This is a genomic window from Rhizobium oryzicola, assembly GCF_030504645.1.
GTDB lineage: Bacteria > Pseudomonadota > Alphaproteobacteria > Rhizobiales > Rhizobiaceae > Neorhizobium > Neorhizobium oryzicola.
Window position 1 is genome coordinate 307497 of record NZ_JAUKWQ010000005.1, and the last position, 17829, is coordinate 325325.

18 protein-coding genes are annotated in these 17829 nt (G+C 59.4%); 6 read left to right on the top strand and 12 right to left on the bottom strand.

Features of this window, described 5'->3' with window-relative positions; genetic code table 11:
• The first annotated feature begins 98 nt into the window (after positions 1-98).
• The gene (locus tag Q2T52_RS17455; protein ID WP_302078077.1) at positions 99-368 is read left to right on the top strand and encodes a hypothetical protein; all 270 of its coding nucleotides are present in this window, start codon (positions 99-101) and stop codon (positions 366-368) included.
• A gap of 251 nt (positions 369-619) precedes the next feature.
• Here Q2T52_RS17455 and rpsD read toward each other — a convergent pair whose 3' ends face one another.
• Positions 620-1237 carry a 30S ribosomal protein S4 gene (gene rpsD, locus Q2T52_RS17460; RefSeq protein ID WP_302078078.1) on the bottom strand — a complete coding sequence of 206 codons (618 nt, stop codon included), beginning with the start codon at positions 1235-1237 and terminating at the stop codon, positions 620-622.
• A 397-nt stretch (positions 1238-1634) separates the two neighbouring features.
• On the opposite strand from rpsD, the gene Q2T52_RS17465 reads away from it, so the two are divergent.
• The 3 genes from Q2T52_RS17465 to Q2T52_RS17475 all read left to right on the top strand — a co-directional run bounded on the left by Q2T52_RS17465 (position 1635) and on the right by Q2T52_RS17475 (position 4838).
• Complete coding sequence (locus Q2T52_RS17465; protein ID WP_302078079.1) at positions 1635-2624, top strand: TerC family protein; 990 nt, start codon at positions 1635-1637, stop codon at positions 2622-2624.
• A gap of 131 nt (positions 2625-2755) precedes the next feature.
• The gene (gene pepT, locus Q2T52_RS17470) at positions 2756-3997 is read left to right on the top strand and encodes a peptidase T (RefSeq protein ID WP_302078080.1); all 1242 of its coding nucleotides are present in this window, start codon (positions 2756-2758) and stop codon (positions 3995-3997) included.
• Between the two features lie 83 nt (positions 3998-4080).
• A protein-coding gene (locus Q2T52_RS17475; RefSeq protein WP_302078081.1) for an IS5 family transposase occupies positions 4081-4838 on the top strand; the annotation gives its coding sequence in 2 pieces (ribosomal slippage) (positions 4081-4411 and positions 4411-4838; 759 coding nt in all).
• A 13-nt stretch (positions 4839-4851) separates the two neighbouring features.
• Here Q2T52_RS17475 and Q2T52_RS17480 read toward each other — a convergent pair.
• The 9 genes from Q2T52_RS17480 to Q2T52_RS17520 all read right to left on the bottom strand — a co-directional run bounded on the left by Q2T52_RS17480 (position 4852) and on the right by Q2T52_RS17520 (position 13506).
• Positions 4852-5787 (bottom strand): alpha/beta hydrolase, encoded by a 936-nt coding sequence (locus tag Q2T52_RS17480; protein ID WP_302078082.1) that lies wholly within the window; start codon positions 5785-5787, stop codon positions 4852-4854.
• Positions 5788-5832: 45 nt separating this feature from the next.
• Positions 5833-7353, bottom strand: coding sequence for a helicase HerA domain-containing protein (locus Q2T52_RS17485; RefSeq protein ID WP_302078083.1), 1521 nt, complete (start codon positions 7351-7353; stop codon positions 5833-5835).
• A 386-nt stretch (positions 7354-7739) separates the two neighbouring features.
• A complete protein-coding gene (locus Q2T52_RS17490) occupies positions 7740-8372 on the bottom strand; it encodes a LysE family translocator (protein ID WP_302078084.1) in 633 nt (210 codons plus the stop codon).
• 65 nt (positions 8373-8437) lie between these two features.
• On the bottom strand, positions 8438-8608 hold the full coding sequence (locus Q2T52_RS17495) for a hypothetical protein (protein WP_302078085.1): 171 nt from the start codon (positions 8606-8608) through the stop codon (positions 8438-8440).
• On the bottom strand, positions 8605-8865 hold the full coding sequence (locus Q2T52_RS17500; protein ID WP_302078086.1) for a hypothetical protein: 261 nt from the start codon (positions 8863-8865) through the stop codon (positions 8605-8607). Before Q2T52_RS17500 ends, Q2T52_RS17495 begins: the two co-directional genes overlap by 4 nt.
• Before the next feature lie 377 nt (positions 8866-9242).
• On the bottom strand, positions 9243-10049 hold the full coding sequence (murI, locus tag Q2T52_RS17505; protein ID WP_302078087.1) for a glutamate racemase: 807 nt from the start codon (positions 10047-10049) through the stop codon (positions 9243-9245).
• Positions 10030-10860, bottom strand: coding sequence for an RNA methyltransferase (locus tag Q2T52_RS17510; protein WP_302078088.1), 831 nt, complete (start codon positions 10858-10860; stop codon positions 10030-10032). Before Q2T52_RS17510 ends, murI begins: the two co-directional genes overlap by 20 nt.
• A 66-nt stretch (positions 10861-10926) precedes the next feature.
• Positions 10927-12912, bottom strand: a complete 1986-nt coding sequence (locus Q2T52_RS17515) for an FUSC family protein (protein WP_302078089.1) — start codon at positions 12910-12912, stop codon at positions 10927-10929.
• Positions 12913-12975: 63 nt separating this feature from the next.
• The gene (locus tag Q2T52_RS17520; protein ID WP_302078090.1) at positions 12976-13506 is read right to left on the bottom strand and encodes a hypothetical protein; all 531 of its coding nucleotides are present in this window, start codon (positions 13504-13506) and stop codon (positions 12976-12978) included.
• A gap of 170 nt (positions 13507-13676) precedes the next feature.
• Here Q2T52_RS17520 and Q2T52_RS17525 point away from each other — a divergent pair, with 170 nt between their 5' ends.
• Both Q2T52_RS17525 and Q2T52_RS17530 read left to right on the top strand, forming a co-directional pair.
• Positions 13677-14891, top strand: coding sequence for an NADP-dependent isocitrate dehydrogenase (locus Q2T52_RS17525; RefSeq protein ID WP_302078091.1), 1215 nt, complete (start codon positions 13677-13679; stop codon positions 14889-14891).
• A gap of 156 nt (positions 14892-15047) precedes the next feature.
• Positions 15048-16313, top strand: coding sequence for an MFS transporter (locus Q2T52_RS17530; RefSeq protein WP_302078092.1), 1266 nt, complete (start codon positions 15048-15050; stop codon positions 16311-16313).
• A gap of 52 nt (positions 16314-16365) precedes the next feature.
• On the opposite strand, the gene Q2T52_RS17535 is transcribed toward Q2T52_RS17530, so the two are convergent.
• Both Q2T52_RS17535 and Q2T52_RS17540 read right to left on the bottom strand, forming a co-directional pair.
• Entirely contained in the window at positions 16366-17190 is an 825-nt protein-coding gene (locus Q2T52_RS17535; protein ID WP_302078093.1) for a ferredoxin--NADP reductase, read from the bottom strand.
• Positions 17191-17312: 122 nt separating this feature from the next.
• Entirely contained in the window at positions 17313-17819 is a 507-nt protein-coding gene (locus Q2T52_RS17540) for a DUF934 domain-containing protein (protein WP_302078094.1), read from the bottom strand.
• Positions 17820-17829 lie beyond the last annotated feature (10 nt).

Here is a 17829-nt window from a genome sequence, read left to right on the forward strand (position 1 = left end):
GCCTGGCCTTTCCTGCTATTTTCGTGGCTTCTCATGACAATTTTGGGCAACATGAAGTCGCCGTAGTTTTAGAAATCGAGATGACGCGAATATCCAAAATGGCCATCTATCGATCGATTGTGGTGATCTGTCTTGCGGTTATCCTCTTTGTCTGGCCCGGCATGTGGGTGTTATTCGCCTTCTGGTTTTTCTTCGCAATCATAGGCGTTTGGGCGAAAAAGAAGGACGCTTCCCTCGGAGGAAATTCGGTCTATCGCACTGGCTTTGGGGGACCGATAGGAGCATTGGAGAGTTGGCTCGGCGTTTGGAATGGATTCTACGTCTGGAAAGACTTAGACCACGACTTCCATCGCAGAAATCGCGAGTGACAGGCGCACTGTGGGCATATGCACCGAGCCCCACATTAGACCCCTTAATGCTGAGAATTCAGGCTGGCTGATGCGCCTGACGATTCCTCTTGGCGTGATCTGATAGGTATGGGCAATGCTTCTGATTGCGCAGCTGATCAGCCGCCGCATCAAGCAACGCACATAACAAAACCGCCCGGCATTGAATGACGGGCGGCTTGCAAAAAATCCGGATATAAAAACGGCCCCTTTCGGGGCCATTTTCATCGCGATTAACGCGAGTAGAATTCGACGACCAGATGCGGTTCCATGATGACCGGGTACGGAACGTCGGAGAGCGACGGTACGCGTGCAAAGGTAGCAACCATCTTGTTGTGGTCGACTTCGATGTAATCAGGAACGTCACGCTCAGCGAGCTGAACGGCTTCCAGAACCGTGACCAGCTGCTTGGACTTCTGGCGAACTTCGATCACGTCGCCAGCCTTGCAGCGGTAGGAACCGATGTTGACGCGAACGCCGTTGACGGTCACGTGGCCGTGGTTGACGAACTGGCGAGCAGCCCAAACGGTCGGAACGAACTTGGCGCGGTAGACGATGGCGTCCAGGCGCGACTCGAGCAGGCCGATCAGGTTTTCCGAGGTGTCACCCTTGCGACGGTTTGCTTCGTCGTAGATGGCGCGGAACTGCTTTTCGCGGATGTCGCCGTAGTAGCCCTTAAGCTTCTGCTTGGCGCGGAGCTGTACACCGAAGTCGGACAGCTTGCCCTTGCGGCGCTGGCCGTGCTGGCCCGGGCCGTATTCGCGACGGTTGACCGGGGACTTCGGACGGCCCCAGATGTTTTCGCCCATGCGGCGATCAATTTTGTACTTCGACGAAGCGCGCTTGCTCATCGTATTTCCTTCTATCAGGTTGTGCCGCGTTCAATCGGCTCAAGGAAACACGCCCTCCTCTGAACGGAGCTTCCAGCTCCTGTTCTGACAGGTTTCTCACGATAGCGTTCGGAGAAAACCACGGGACATGTCAAATGAAACACCGGGCGTTGCCACCCGGTGCTGGCGGGGTCTTTAGGGGGAAGTCATCGAATTGTCAACATCGGCACGAGACCGTTGCCTGCGTAGAACATGGTTTGCGCAAAACGCCCGTACATTTTTTTGTTCCAGCGCTCTTGAAGAGCAAAAATCCGCTTCCCATCTCGGTATGCAAGCACCGGGCCCCTCTGACGTGTATTGCCGGATCGACCCGTGATGTCGGTGCTTTATCGCCAATCAATCCGGCATGGACAATGTCATGGATTTCCTATTGGCCGATTTTCAGGGCGCCGCCGTCTGGATGTGGCTTGCCTTCATCGCAATCGTGATTGCTCTTCTCGCGCTTGATCTGGGGGTTTTGCACAAGCAGAACCGTGAAATCGGCGTGAAGGAAAGCCTACTTCTCTCCGGCTTCTATATTACACTTGGCCTGCTGTTCGGCGGGTTCGTCTGGTACCAGTTCGGCGAACAGGCCAGCATCGAATATCTGACCGGCTTCGTGATCGAGAAGAGCCTGGCGATGGACAATATCTTCGTCATCGCCATGATCTTCAGCTATTTCGCCATCCCGCGTGAATACCAGCACCGCGTCCTGCTGTTCGGTATCCTCGGTGTGATCGTGCTACGCGCCATCATGATCGCTGCCGGTGCGGCTGTGGTCGAAAACTATGGCTGGGTTCTCTATCTCTTTGCAGCCTTCCTGATCGTAACCGGCATCAAGATGCTGTTTTCCGGCAATGAAGGCTATGACGTCGAAAACAATCCGCTGTTGAGGTTCCTGCGCAAGCGCATGCCGATCACCGACCGCCTGCATGGCGAGAAGTTTCTCGTTCGCCAGCCGGACGAGAAGAACGGCAAACTGCGCACCTACCTGACGCCGCTGATGCTGGCCCTGATCCTGATCGAATTCGCGGACCTCGTATTCGCGGTCGACTCGATCCCGGCCATCTTCGCGATCACCACGGTGCCCTTCATCGTCTACACCTCGAACATCTTCGCGATCCTGGGTCTGCGTGCGCTCTACTTCGCGCTGGCTGCCCTCATCCACCGCTTCGCCTATCTGAAGTATGCGCTGTCGGTGGTGCTGATCTTCATCGGCTCGAAGATCTTCCTCGCGGATATGCTCGGCATTGCCAAGATCCCGCCGCTGCTGTCGCTCGGCATCACCATCGCGATCCTGGCTGCCGGCATCATCGGCTCGCTCTGGGCGACCCGCGGTCAGCAGGTTCAGATCGACGCCAAGAACTAAGACCGACGCATCCAAAACCACACCGCGCCGCCACAACGGCGCGGTTCTGCTTTTCCTATATATGCCATTCCGCCGACGCATTGGGCAGGCTAAGTTGATCGCTCAGTTCAGCCAGATTCGGATGCCTGCTCATGTCTCTTCCCAATGATACCGTCCTCGACCGCTTTCTCCGTTACGTGGTGGTCGACACCCAATCGGACCCGACCTCTACATCCCAGCCGACGACGGAAAAGCAGAAGGATCTCGGCCGCATCCTCGAAGCGGAATTGCAGGCGCTCGGACTGTCGGACGCGCATATGGATGAGCATGGCAATGTCTACGCGACCATTCCGTCGAACGTCGACAAGGACGTGCCTGTCATCTGCTTCTGCTCACACATGGACACGGCCCCGGATTTTTCCGGCACCAATGTCAAGCCGCAACTGGTGCGCAACTACCAGGGCGGCGACATCGCGCTGACGGGCGACACAAGCCGCGTCATTCGCGTCGCTGAACATCCTGACCTCAAGGACCAGATCGGCCACGACATCGTCACGACAGATGGCACAACACTGCTCGGCGCCGATGACAAGGCGGGTGTCGCCGAGATCATGACAGCAGCGCAGACGCTGCTGCGCAACCCGGACATCAAGCACGGCACGATCAAGATCCTCTTCACGACAGACGAGGAAGTCGGTCGTGGTGCGGACAAGGTGGATCTGAAGAAGCTCGGCGCAGCTTTCGGCTATACACTGGATGGCAGCACGGTCGGCGAAATCGAGAACGAGAATTTTTCCGCCGATGGCGTCGACATCACGATTACCGGTGTTGCGATCCATCCCGGCACCGCCAAGGACCGCATGGAAAACGCCATCAAGATCGCCGGTGGAATCATCGCCCGCCTGCCCCGCGACAAGTCTCCCGAGGGCACGGAAGACCGGCAGGGCTTCATTCACCCGACCGGCATCAGCGGCTCGATGGAAGCAGCCAAGCTTGGCTTCATCATCCGTGACTTCGAAGAAGCAGGCCTAAAGGAGAAGGAAGATCTGCTGAAATCCATCACCGAGGACGTCATCCGCGACTATCCGGGTTCGACCTTCACCTTCAAGGTGCGCGAGCAATATCGCAATATGAAGGTGGTGCTGGACCAGCACCCCGACGTGATGGAGAACCTGATGGAAGCCACGCGCCGAGTCGGTCTCACGCCCGTCACGACCAGCATCCGCGGCGGTACGGATGGCGCCCGCCTTTCCTTCATGGGCCTGCCCTGCCCCAACATCTTCACCGGCGGCCATGCCTATCACTCGCCGCTGGAATGGGTGAGCGTTCAGGACATGGAAACATCCGTGAAGGCGATCGTGGAACTGATCAAGGTCTGGGAAGAGCGGGCGTAAGCAACACGGGCTAGGTTCTGTCTGCATTTGAGGATTCCCATGATCGGTGAGTTCTGATTCAAGGCTGGTGAAGGAGCCAGATCATGAGCAGACGCACGCTGACGGACGAGCAATGGGAGCGGATTGCGGAACATCTTCCTGGGCGGGATGGGCTGCGTGGGCGCAGCGGGGTCGATAATCGGCTGTTCGTGGATGCCATTTTGTGGATGGCGGGCAATGCAGCGCGCTGGCGTGATCTGCCGGAGGTGTTCGGCAAATGGAGCGGGGTCCATGCGCGGTTCCGCCGTTGGTCGCACGCTGGCGTTTGGGAGAAGCTGTTCCATGCGATGGCCGACACGCCGGACTTCGAATACGTCCTGATCGACAGCACGATCTCGAAGGTCCACGCCGACGCAAGCGGCGCAAAAGGGGGGCTGAAGCTGCCGCAATCGGCCGTTCGCGTGGCGGACTGACGACCAAGCTACACGCGGCCGTCGATGCCATCGGACTGCCGATCCGTATCCACCCGACGCCGGGGCAACGTGGCGACGCTCCACAGGCGCGAGATCTCCTGAAAGGCCTGCATGGCATTGGTCACGTCATCGCAGATGCTGCCTATGATGCCGATCCGCTGCGCATCTTCATTGCCGATGATCTCGGCGCAACGGCGCAGATCAAGGCCAATGCCAGCCGGACCCGAAAGCCGACAATCGACTGGCAGCTCTACAAAGAGCGCCACCAGATCGAGTGCTTCTTCAACAAACTCAAACGCTTCCGCCGCATCGCCCTGCGCTGCGAGAAGACGATCTCCGCCTTTATGGGATTCGTCCATCTCGCATGCGCCATGATCTGGCTCCGCTAAATGCAGACAGAACCTAAAGGAGCGCTCGGCGCTCCCTCAACCATTCCGCCATCAGGTTCGGCCAGTGCTCGGAGGCCGTACCTGGACGCCCCATGGAAAAACCATGGCCGCCATTTTCCAACCGAATCATCCGATCAGGAACGCCGGCCCGTTCGCAGGCCTCGGACAGAAGTCGGAGATGGCCTTCTCCGGCAATCGGATCATCCTTGGCGGCAATCGAGAAAATCGGGGGGCAGTCATGCGTGATGTGCGTCTGCACAGACCATTCAGCCGCCAGCTCCTCCGACGGGTTGTCACCCACCAGCAAACGCCGCGCGGAGGTGCGATCGTCGGGAGGCAGCAGGCTGATCACCGGATAGATTAGAGCCGCCCAGTGCGGGCGCGCCGATAATCTATCCGTACCGTCGACCGGCTTGTAGGTGGACAGATCCGAGCGTGCAGACAACATGCCCATAAGATGGCCGCCTGCCGAGAAGCCGACAACGCCAATTCGTTCGGCATCCACCTCGAACTGCCTCGCGCGTGAGCGGACAAGGCGCAGCGCGCGTTGCGCATCTTGCAGCGGGGCAAGCGGCCCCACATCCCATCCCTCTGACGGCAGTCGGTAAGTCAAAACGAACGCTGTTACACCGCGATCGGCAAACCATTGCGCTGCAGCATGCCCTTCATGATGAATTTCGATGCGCTTGTATCCGCCACCGGGAGCGATCAAGACTGCGCAGCCGACAGATTTTTCGGGCCGAAACACACGCAATGTCGGTGTCGCAATGCGCCTGACTGCGCCTCGCGGCAATTCGACGATGGGCGCCTCCGGCCCCTCACCTCCCGGCGGAGGCCCAGGCCAGATCGGAATTTCGTCGCCATCAAGACTTGCAGCATGGGAACGCCAGGATGCGGCAAGGGATGTTGCCGCAATCGCACCGGCCAGAAACTGTCTGCGCCCAAGCATGAAGCCCCCAGTTCTCAAGGAAGCGCAGATGTGACGCGACGCTTCCTATTCCGCAGCCTGCGGCGCATCCAGACTATCGGGTCCATCGGCTGCACCGGGCATAGTCTGCACATCGAGATCGGGAAACGCAACGATACGCTTACCGGAAAAGTCAGTGTGCACGACAATCAGCCCCTGCTCCTCGAAATATCCGAGTAATCTTCGCGCCCGGCGTGCGGAATGGGTACCGTAAGCGCGCGCAATCCGCGCATCAGAAGGGCAAGGCTCGGCCGTCAGCGCCGCCTTGGCCAGAAGCAGAAAGAGGCCTTGCAAATCATCCGAGACGCGCGCGGAGAGCTCTAGCGCCATCTGCCAACCCGGCGTCGCCGCCGTATCCTCATCAACCCCTGCCCGCGAAATCGCAACGCGGCGGCGGAACTCGCTCATCGAAAGCGGCGGACCGGGCAGCCTGCGCATGCGCGCCCTCACCAGGAATTCCTGATAAAGAACCGAGTCCGTGCGATAGGCCGCCTGCGGATCGTCGATGATTTCGGAAAGCACTGCTCCCAATCGCTCCTCGCGCTCCTCCGGTGTCAGTTCCGGCTGCGAAGGACGGCTGGGCTCCTGCGGGGCGGGCATGGCGGCTGCGGGCGTGGAGCGGGAAAGTTCCGCCAGAATATCGGTTGTCGGACGCGGCGCCGGCGGAGCCCGGCGTACGATCGGCCGGGTGAACTCTTCCGGGTCGGGGGTGAAGATCAGGTCTTCCACATCCTGCGGCGCATCCGGCAGCGGCATCAGCTTCGGGCTTCCCGAGCGCGCCGAGGTTTCCACCGAGCCGATGGTGATCGGCAGCGGACGGCGCGAAAGCGCCGGACCGAGCGCGACGAAATTGCCGCGCTTCAGGTCACGGAACATTTCCGCCTGGCGGCGGTCCATGCCGAGGAGATCGGCAGCGCGTGCCATATCGATATCGAGAAAGGTACGTCCCATCAGGAAGTTGGAGGCTTCGGCGGCAACGTTCTTGGCAAGCTTTGCCAGACGCTGCGTCGCGATGACCCCGGCCAGCCCGCGCTTTCGGCCACGACACATCAGATTGGTCATGGCGCCGAGCGACATCTTGCGCGCCTCTTCCGAGACATCACCGCCGACGGAGGGCGCAAACATCTGCGCCTCGTCCACCACGACCAGTACCGGATACCAGTGCTCGCGATCGGCATCGAAGAGACCGTTCAGGAAAGCGCCGGCGGCGCGCATCTGCTCTTCGATATCGAGACCTTCCAGCGTCAGCACGCACGACACGCGGTGCTGGCGAATGCGGGTCGCGATGCCGATCAGTTCCGCTTCCGTGCGCTCGCCATCGATGACGACATGGCCATACTTGTCGGCCAGCGTGACGAAATCGCCTTCGGGATCGATGATGACCTGCTGCACCCACTGGGCAGATTGCTCCAGCAGACGGCGCAACAAATGCGACTTGCCGGATCCCGAATTGCCCTGCACGAGAAGGCGGGTCGCCAGAAGCTCTTCGATATCGAGCTTGGCCGGACCACCCCCGGACGCCATTCCCATATCGATGCCAACCTGCACTGCACTCACCTCACATGCTGTCGCCCTTGCCCGAGCCTAATCCGGGCAATCGCGTTCCTTTAACAAATTATTGACGCTCTCGCTTGCGCGAAACTCAGCCCATCAACAGGGAATCTTAGAGCTTATCAGGGCTAAATGGAATCGTTCTGCCGGAAGCATTTTTTGTCAGGATCAAGGCTTTCGGCGAAGGGCATACCGCCTGGTACGGTCGAGACGAAAGCCGCGGATAATGGCGGAAAATGATCCGGCCCTTCAGGTTGGCTGAGGCGGGTCATCTGCTTTGTCGAGCGGCTTGGCCGTATGCTTTGGCTACGACACGCGCCACTCTCCTCGCATCTGACCCCGCCTGAGCCAACAGAACTGTTTCCATTTAGCCCTGATAGGCTCTAGCTGGCAGCCGCACGCTTCCAGCCGGCAGCCAGAAGGCCAGCCCCGATCAGGAGCGTCCCGCCGGTTCGGTTGACGGCACGGCGCAGGCTTGGCTTGCGAATGGTCTCGCGCGCCATGGAGGCCAGGAGGCCATAGAGGGCGGCATTCAGCGTCGCGAGCACAAGAAATGTGCTTTCCAGGATAACCATCTGTATCAGCAGCGGCTGCGTGAGGTCCAGGAACTGCGGCAGGAAGGATACGAAGAAGACAACGCTCTTCGGGTTCAGCGCCGTGACGATATAGGTATGGAAGAAGATGCGGCCCGGATGCTCATCCGCCGGCTCCTCCAACGCAGAGGCCTCCGCCACAGGCGCGCGCCACAGCTTGATACCGAGATAAATGAGGTAGGCAGCGCCAATCCATTTCAGCACGGTGAACAGGCTGGCGGAGGCCGCGAGAAGAGCGCCGAGCCCCAGCATGGAGGCGGTCATCGCGGTGAAATCACCCAGCGCCACCCCGGCAACGGTTGCCATCGCAACTTTACGACCATGCGACACGGCGTAGGAAATCACCAGCAGGATCGTCGGTCCCGGAATGACCAGCAGGACGGAGGCGACGGCAACAAAAGCAAGCCAGTTTTCAATCGACATAATGCTGATTCCTCCACGGGTCTTGATCGAGCAAGCCACTCTTTCCATCGCGTGACAAGCACCTGCTATGATGTGATGTGCTGCTTGAAAAGAGGGCCGGACCAATAGGCCCGGTCCTCTTCGGGAGTGTGCAACCCGGCCAGCCATGGCAGGCGCGCATCAATCGATGTCCGATGAATACGCGCCGCCGAGGCCATATCTTCCACAGTCAACCGGCGGCAGATGATGCGGGTCATCGGAACCGCTCCTGCGACCGATCGAGGTGAATGTCCCACGGCGACCGTTTCGGGGGCCGCAGGATATCCCACTCGACGGGAAGGCCGATATCGCGCCTCATGCGATCCGAAAGATCGGCCACATGGTTCATCCGTTCGCGCCGGCTGATCACGACGGACAGCAGCAGATGCAGTACCCGCCAGACGCCCAGATCCTGGACGAGATCCCGCACCAAGACGCGGGGATTGTTTTCAACCAATACGTGTTCATTTTGCATAGGAAATCCGTCCCGGTGCCGCACGGCAAACCAGGTCCTTTCACGATGTGAGGAGACGCGAACAGACGGGTGAACGCAGCATGACGCTACGTCAGACACAGATGTCACGTCAGTTTATTAGAAACAAAGTTGAGATTTGTCAGCGCGTTACGCGAACTGACGTGCCACAGATGGGGCGCAACGCTGTGCAACTGGTCCCGTCTGAATGGCTCCGCCATGGAGGCGATAATTGGTGGACATGGATGTCATATGCGCCTCCTTTCTTCAATAGAGCTGCGGATGGCGGCAAAGTGACACAGCTCTCCCGGCAGCACAAGTCTGCTATTCCAAATTGTAATCAAAGGCGGAAATCTGTTGCCAAACAGCAACAGGTACTATTACCCACGGATATCGAGCCCGAAGCCCTGCATCAGCCGCCTTGTTGAAAAATCCGGGGCGCCGGAAGTAAAGACCGCGAAGTCGAAATCCTCCGGGTGATCCTCGCCCGGTACGGAGGGAACAAGGCGGCGGGCCTGCCGGGCAATCGCCTCCGCCGGGTCCAGCCAATCGACCGGCCAGGGTGCCAGCTTGCGAAACAGGTTTGCCATAAAAGGATAATGTGTGCAGGCCAGCACGACGATATCCGTGCGTGCGCCATTCTTCTCCACGAAGCAGGGAGCGATTTCGGCCAGCACATCCGCCTCGGTGACCGTCTCACCGCGAATATAGGCTTCCGCCATGCGGGCCAGGTTTTCAGAGCCCACCAGCCGCACATGACACTGACTGGCAAAGGACTGGATGAGATCGCGGGTGTAGGCACGCTTCACCGTGCCGGGCGTGGCCAGAACTGAAACGAGGCCGGAGCGCGTACGCTCTGCCGCGGGCTTGATCGCCGGTACCGTGCCGACAAAGGTCATCTGCGGAAAGGCGGCGCGCAAATCGGCACCCGCCAGCGTGAAGGCCGTGTTGCAGGCGATGATGCAGACTTCCGGCTGGTAGGTCTTCAGCAGGTCGCCGAACAGTGCGATAATGCGGGCTTTCAGCGCCTCCTCTTCCCAACTCCCATAGGGAAAGCCGGCATCATCAGCCACATAGATGAAGCCGCGCTCGGGCATCAGCACGCGCGCCTCTCGCAGAACCGTCAGGCCACCGATCCCGGAATCGAAAACCAGGACCGGTTTCAGTTCACTCCTCGTCTGCTCCATCCCCATGCCCCTTGCCGGTCTGTTTCGCCGGCGCCTCGCCCTTTTTCCAGCGACGCGCAAACTGGTCGAGCGATGTGATCACGCCGCGCAGCACGCTGATCTCCGGCTCCGTGAAGCCTGGCCGCGACAGCACGGCGCGCAGATTGTCGATCATCTTCGGCACTTTTGTGGGCGGATGGAAGTAATTGCGCGCATCCAGCGCCTCTTCGATCTGTTCGAAGAAACCGAACAGCTGCTCCTTGGTCGCCGGCTTCTGGTCGACGGCCTGGAACGGTGTCGCCGCCACATCCTCCATGCCGCTCTTCATCCATTCATAGGACATCAGCAGTACGGCCTGCGCGATGTTCAAAGAGGCAAAGGCCGGATTGACAGGGAAGGTGACGATTTCGTCCGCCAGCGCGACCTCCTCATTGGTCAGTCCCCAGCGCTCGCGGCCGAATAGGATGCCGGTCTTCTCGCCGGCCACGAACCGCTGGCGCAGCGTCTCGGCAGCAACAACGGGCGAACGCACCTGCTTGAAGCCGTCGCGCTGACGCGCCGTCGTGGCATAGACGAAGTTCAGGTCCGCCACGGCCTCTTCCAGCGTCGCGAAAACCTTGGTGCCTTCGATGACATGGTCGGCCTTGGCGGCAGCAGCCTGCGCCTTCTCGCTCGGCCAGCCATCACGAGGATTGACGAGACGCAGTTCCGCCAGACCGAAATTGGCCATGGCACGGGCGACCATGCCGATATTCTCGCCCAATTGGGGCTCGACGAGAATGATCGCCGGACCTTCGGCCAAAAGTTCGCGCTCGCTGTTGGTGCCTGCCATAACCCGTCCATATCCATTATCGAATTGCGGGCTTCACTGGCACAATCGCATCCAAAAATCAAAGCGTCAGACGGATAAGCGGCCGAGCATCGTACCAATCATGCGAATACCGATGCGCGTACCGTGACGGAAGATCGGAAGATGCTCCTGCGGCTGTCGCTTCGGTCCTGATCCCGTGAAGAAGGGATCCGGCCCAAGACCCTTGGCTTTGCGGAGCGTAGCCAGCACATCGTCGATCGCGGCGATTTCCTCTGCTGTCATTTCGTTTGCCGCCTGGGTGCGGCTGCGGGCAAAAATGCGTGCCCAATAGGTGGATGTCAGGAAGATTGCCAGAGTCTGTCGCACCCTGCCCGGCTTCGTCACCAGCGTCCAGGCTGTGCCGAGCGGCCGGGCGGCGAGCGCCAGATCACGATAGGCCGCATCCAGCTGGCGGGATCTTTCGATCAGATCGAAACCCGACCGACCGTCCTTCGCCTCTTCCAGCAATTGCGCCAGATGGCCATACCAGCGATCCAGAACATCCTGCATGCTGGTGCGGGTCCGGGTGGGCAGCACAAAGAATGCCACTGCCGTGCCGGCAACGGCCCCAATCAGCGTTTCCTCCACCCGCAAGGTAACGAGTTCCACCGTTAAAGTGCCGATCAGGCTGTAGATCAGACACAGCACGATGGACACGAAGAATGTCATCATTGCGTAGGACACCTGCAGGAAATAGAACGCGAAGAAGATGCCAAATCCTGCCAGCACGATCAGCAAGGGCAGATGCTGCTGCACGACCAGCGCGAGGCCAAGTCCTACGGCAATACCAAGAACCGTGCCCACCGAGCGCTGCAGCGCTCTCACCGCCGCGTCGCCGCGCGACTTGGTGTTGGTGAAAACCAGGAATGCCGTCAACACCGCCCAGAACCAGCGCTCACGCGACAGCATCAGGCCGAACACCATGGCGATGGCCGAGGCAAGCGTAATCTGCAAAGCCGCACGTACCGCGGCATTTTTGAGGCTGAGGCGGATCTTCTGTGGCGAGCCTGCGGCAGAGACTGTCCGAACCAGTTCTCGAAAGCGGACATCGCCGCCTTCCGTGATCTCCGTTTGCAGGTCGCGGCGAGCATCGTGCAGCCAGATCAATGCATTGATCGCTTCCCTCTGCTGGTTATCCTCCAGCGTTTCGGCCTTGGCGCGCCAGGCCTCTATCCCTTCGAGGTCGCCTTCGATGATGCAATGAACCAGACCAAACGGCGCGGATTTTTGCGCACTCAGAACGATGGTGCTCTCGGCGGCCAAATGCAGGTCGAAGATCTTCATCGCTAATGTCGTGACGGGACTTTCGGAGCCGTCGAGTGCGCCATCCGGAGGTCGCGGAAGAAAACCTTCCGCCATCAGCACCACATCCTTCAGTCGCTCCTGCAGCACCAGCAGTTCTTCGAGATCTCCATCCTTGGCGGCGCCGGCATGTGCCACGACGGCCAGCTTGTAGAGAATGTCGTTGATGCGTCCCTGCACGGCGATCAGCGCCTGCAAAAGATCGCGGGCCCGATCATCCGGAATCAGACGAGTGCGAACCCAATGCCCGATAACCACCGAAATCAGCGGTCCCAGCGCCGCATAGGGCAGTTCGTCGAGCGGAGGCTTGAGATAGGCGCCCATGAAATAGGAGGTGAAGGCAAACATGCCGACCGCGAAACCGCGCTGCCCGTAAAGACGCGCAAGCGTCGAAAGCAGGATCACCAGAAGGAACACGGCATCCGATAGATAGCGATGTTCTTCCAGCAATGCCGCAAGGGCAACGCAGGCAAGGCTGGCGACACCACCGAAAATCCGGGTGATCAGTTGCGCCCGCGGCGTTGCATCCTTCACGGCAACGCCACCTTCGATCGAAAGGATGATCGACAGACCGAACGCGACGGGCGGCAGCGGCATGACCTGATAATGGATGATCACCATGATCAGGACCGAGAGGCCGATCGTCAGCGCGACTCGTGCCCCCATCCGAAGCCGCGTGAAGGCGGGATCGGTTGCGAGCAGCCAATCAAGGGGAGAAAATCTGGACGTCATCAAGACTCACAATCGTTCGACCGACCATTCCGATCTCCCCCGAGGGAACGGCCTGACGGGAAACTACTGCCCCTTGGCCAGTTCCTGCAATTCCTTGAACACCGAGTCGCGTTCGTTGTCAGCCACGCGGTGAATGTCATCAATGACGGGCTTTCCATCTTCGGTGATCACGTCGAAGTGGACTTCGTTGACGGTGTCCTTGATCTGCGGATCGTCGATGCAGGTCCAGAGCTTGAACGTGACCTTGACATCCGTGACATTATCCTTGGTGCCAGCCGAGGCGATGGTGACATCCTTCAGGGGGCAGCCGTCTTGCGAATCGGTGATCACGTCATAGCCGAAGGGATCGCCGGGCTGGTTGTTCTCCGTTTCATAGGCCGGATGCTTGGCAGCCTCGTTATAGGCCGCCTGAAAACGCTTGCTGTAGAGCTTCGACAGGGGATCGGCATCGAAGATGAACTTCCAGTCCGCGTCGACGCTCTCCCAGTTCGTTTTGGTCATATCCATCACCTGTTTCACAGGATCGGTCGCCTCGGCTGCGAAGGCGCCAGATGTCAGGATGGAGAGAATGAGAGCGAGCGGCATGGTCCGCATGGTGAGATGAATCCCTGATTTCTGATGTTGGCGGACATTACGCCGGATCGCCTTTTTGGCAATGCCAATTGTTCCGCCAACGCTTTGCGTTCTCTCTCGGCAATGCTATAGCGACCGGGACTTATGTCCACCCCTCGGGAACTCTAACCCGCATTGCAAGAGGCAGATACATGAAGAAGATCAAGGTCGCCAACCCCGTCGCCGATCTCGACGGCGATGAAATGACGCGCATCATCTGGCAGCTTATCAAGGACAAGCTGATCCATCCGTATCTCGACCTTGATATCGATTACTACGACCTCTCGGTCGAAAATCGCGACGCTACCAACGACCAGGTCACGATCGACGCTGCAAACGCCATCAAGAAGTACGGCGTCGGCATCAAGTGCGCGACCATCACGCCGGACGAAGCCCGGGTGAAGGAATTCAATCTCAAGCAGATGTGGAAGAGCCCGAACGGCACGATCCGCAACATCCTCGGCGGCGTGATCTTCCGCGAGCCGATCATCTGCAAGAACGTGCCGCGCCTCGTTCCGGGTTGGACGCAGCCGATCGTTGTTGGCCGTCATGCCTTCGGCGATCAGTACCGCGCGACCGACTTCAAGTTCCCCGGCAAGGGCAAACTGACCATCAAGTTCGTTGGTGAAGACGGCACTGTCATCGAGAAGGAAGTGTTCGACGCCCCCGGCGCCGGTGTGGCCATGGCCATGTACAACCTCGACGAATCCATCCGCGAATTCGCCCGTGCGTCGATGATGTACGGCCTGATGCGCAAGTGGCCGGTTTACCTGTCCACGAAGAACACCATCCTCAAGGCCTATGACGGTCGCTTCAAGGACATCTTCGAAGAAGTCTACGAAACCGAGTTCAAGGATCAGTTCAAGGACGCCGGCATCACCTACGAGCATCGCCTGATTGACGATATGGTCGCTTCCGCGTTGAAGTGGTCCGGTGGTTACGTCTGGGCCTGCAAGAACTACGATGGCGACGTACAGTCCGATACGGTTGCCCAGGGCTTCGGCTCGCTCGGCCTGATGACCTCGGTTCTTTTGACCCCGGATGGCAAGACGGTTGAAGCCGAAGCCGCGCACGGCACGGTCACGCGTCACTACCGCCAGCACCAGAAGGGCCAGGAAACCTCGACGAACTCGATCGCTTCGATCTTCGCCTGGACCCGTGGTCTCGCACACCGCGCCAAGCTGGACGACAATTCCGAGCTGGCCAAGTTCGCATCCACGCTGGAAACCGTCTGCGTCGCGACAGTGGAAGACGGCTTCATGACCAAGGATCTGGCGCTGCTGATCGGCCCCGATCAGCCGTGGCTCTCCACCACGGCCTTCCTCGACAAGATCGACGAGAACCTGCAAAAGGCCATGGGTGCCTGATTTCCGGCATCTATCGAGTTGAATTGAAACCCGGCCTTGTGCCGGGTTTCTTTTTTGCGCGCTTATCGCGAAAGTGATGGAACTTTTTCGTTTTCAGGCAACCAAACTGCATTCGCCGCATTGTGGTCGGCATCTGTCACCCACATGGGTTTTTCAATGACGTCCACCTCTTCGGGTACTTCGGCCGTTCCGGGGCAATTGAGCGGGTTTTCTGACCGTTCGCTGTTTGCCCTCGCAGTCCTTAACTTCTTTCTCGCGGATGCCCGCGATGGCCTTGGACCGTTTCTCGATGCCTTTCTGGCGACGAATGGGTGGTCTTCCATGTCGCTCGGCGCCATCGCGACTGCCGGCGGACTCATCGGGCTGATTGCGACGCCGCTCTGTGGTGCCGTGGTGGATGGTTCCACTTGGAAGCGGGCGCTGATCGCAGGCCCCGTCATCCTCGTTACGGTCGGGGCCCTGGTGACACTGATTGCGCCAACACCCGGAATTGTATGGTTCGGTCAATTGGCGACAGCAATGGTCGGCGCGGTCATCGGGCCGGCATTGGCCGGTCTCACGCTTGGCCTTGTGGGCCAGAAGCTTTTCTCACAGCAGATCGCGCGAAACGAGGTCTGGAATCATACCGGAAATTTCGCATCGCTGTTCGCGGTCTTCATGATCATTCCGGTGTTCGGCAATAATGGTATGGTTTGGCTGATGATTGCGACTGCGCTCGGCACGTTGGCGGCGATCGCTGCCATCGATCCCAAGCGCATCGATCACGACGTCGCCCGCGGCCTTGCCCATGATGATGGCGCACCCGGCCCTTCCGGCCTGAAAATCCTGCTGCAGGAGCGCGGTCTCATCCTGCTCGCCATCATCCTGATGATCTTCCACTTCGGCAACGCGCCGATGGGTCGATTGATCGCGCAGGACTTTGCACTGGAACTGCGGACCCCATTTCGCACCACCGCCATCATCACCGGCGTCGCCCAGGCTGCCATGATATTGGTTGCGGCACTCGCTCCTTACCTCATCCGCCGTATCGGCCTTCGCACCGTTTTCGTGATCGCGTTGATGGCGCTGCCGGTTCGCGGCGTGCTGGCCGGAAGCTTCCACGGCTTTTGGGTGATCTACCCGGTGCAGTTTCTGGATGGCATTGGTGCCGGCCTGCTCGGCATCCTGACACCGGTTGCGGTGGAACGCATTCTGGAGGGAACCGGGCGCTTCAATGTCGGCCTCGCCAGTGTGATGACCGTGCAGGGCGTCGGAGCTTCGCTCAGCAATGTCGTTGCTGGCTGGCTGGTGACAAAGGGTGGTTTTCCGCTCTCACACTATGTGGGCGGCGCGATCGCCTTTGCTGCCATGGCAATCTTCATCCTCTACCGCAAGGAGATCATCCCGGACGAACATGATACGCAAAAAGGCGCGGTCCATTAAACTCGCGCCTCCTAGCTTGCTGTCGGGGTTCGGGCGCTAAGCGCCCGACCACTCAGCCAACGAATGCGCGTTCGATCACGAACTCGGCGGGCTTGTTGTTGGCACCTTCGGTGAGACCGGCCTTTTCCAGCAGGTCCTTCGTATCCTTCAGCATTGCCGTCGAGCCGCAAATCATGCCGCGATCGGCGGCCGGGTCGAGCGGCGGAACGCCCAGATCCGTATAGAGCTTGCCGCTTTCCATCAGGTCGGTGATACGGCCCTGGAAAGGATAGGCTTCGCGCGTGACTGTCGGGTAGTGCTTGAGCTTGTCGCCGACGAGTTCCGCGAGGAATTCATGATTGCGGATCTCTTCCATGAGGTCGAAGCCATATTTCAGCTCCGCCACATCGCGGCAGGTGTGGGTAAGGATGACTTCCTCGAACTTCTCATAGGTTTCCGGGTCGCGGATCAGGCTGGCGAACGGCGCGATACCCGTGCCCGTGGAGAACATGTAGAGGCGCTTGCCGGGTGTCAGTGCATCCAGCACCAGCGTGCCCGTCGGCTTCTTGCGCATCAGAACCGTGTCGCCGGGCTGGATCTTCTGAAGGTGCGAGGTCAGCGGACCATCCGGCACCTTGATCGAGAAGAATTCCAACTCCTCGTCCCAGGATGGGCTTGCGATGGAATAGGCGCGATAAATCGGCTTGTCACCAACCATCAGGCCAATCATGGCAAACTCGCCCGAACGGAAACGAAAACCGGCAGGTCTCGTCATGCGGAAACGGAAGAGACGATCCGTATAATGCTCCACGGACAGGACCGTCTCAGCATAGACGCCATCCGGAATAGCGGCTGGGGCCTTTGCAGCGAATTCTTCGGTCTTCGTCGGAGCGTTCATGCCGGTGCTCTCATTCCATCCTGTTGGTATCGCGCATGCGAATATACCATGTGCAAGCGCATTTGAAGGCATCCGCGTTCATATGCCGCGGGCCTTGCGAAATATTGTCCTATCCAGTCCAGTTAGACGCTGCGGCGGCGCCAGCTATAGGCCTCTCCTGCCTCGGCGCTCCGCGCCGTCGGCTGATAGTGAACCGAAATACCCGGCAGGCGGTTTTCAGCCAGTCGCTTCAAGGCGGTCGTATTGCTGACGGCAAAGCTATCGAAGCCACAGCGCAACATCAGCGGCACCTGGTCGATCAGCACATCGCCCACAGCCCTCAGCTCATTGGTATAGCCGAGACGTTCGCGCAGCAGCGAGGCGTGGCTAAAACCGCGTCCATCGTTAAAAGCGGGAAACTGAACGGCCGCCAACTCGATACGATAGAGATAGGGCTCAAGACGGCGTACATCATCGGCCGGCTTGATCAGCACGCCGAAGCCAACTTCATTGCTGGCATCTGCCTGCTCAATGAGTTGATCCATTGTCAACAGCGGGCGCTGATCCTCTTCCGCTTTCACCTCGTCCGTCTCAATGATCCAGGGATCATTCTCCACGAAGCCGGTCTCTCTCCAAATACGTGTCGTCATATCCGTTGCG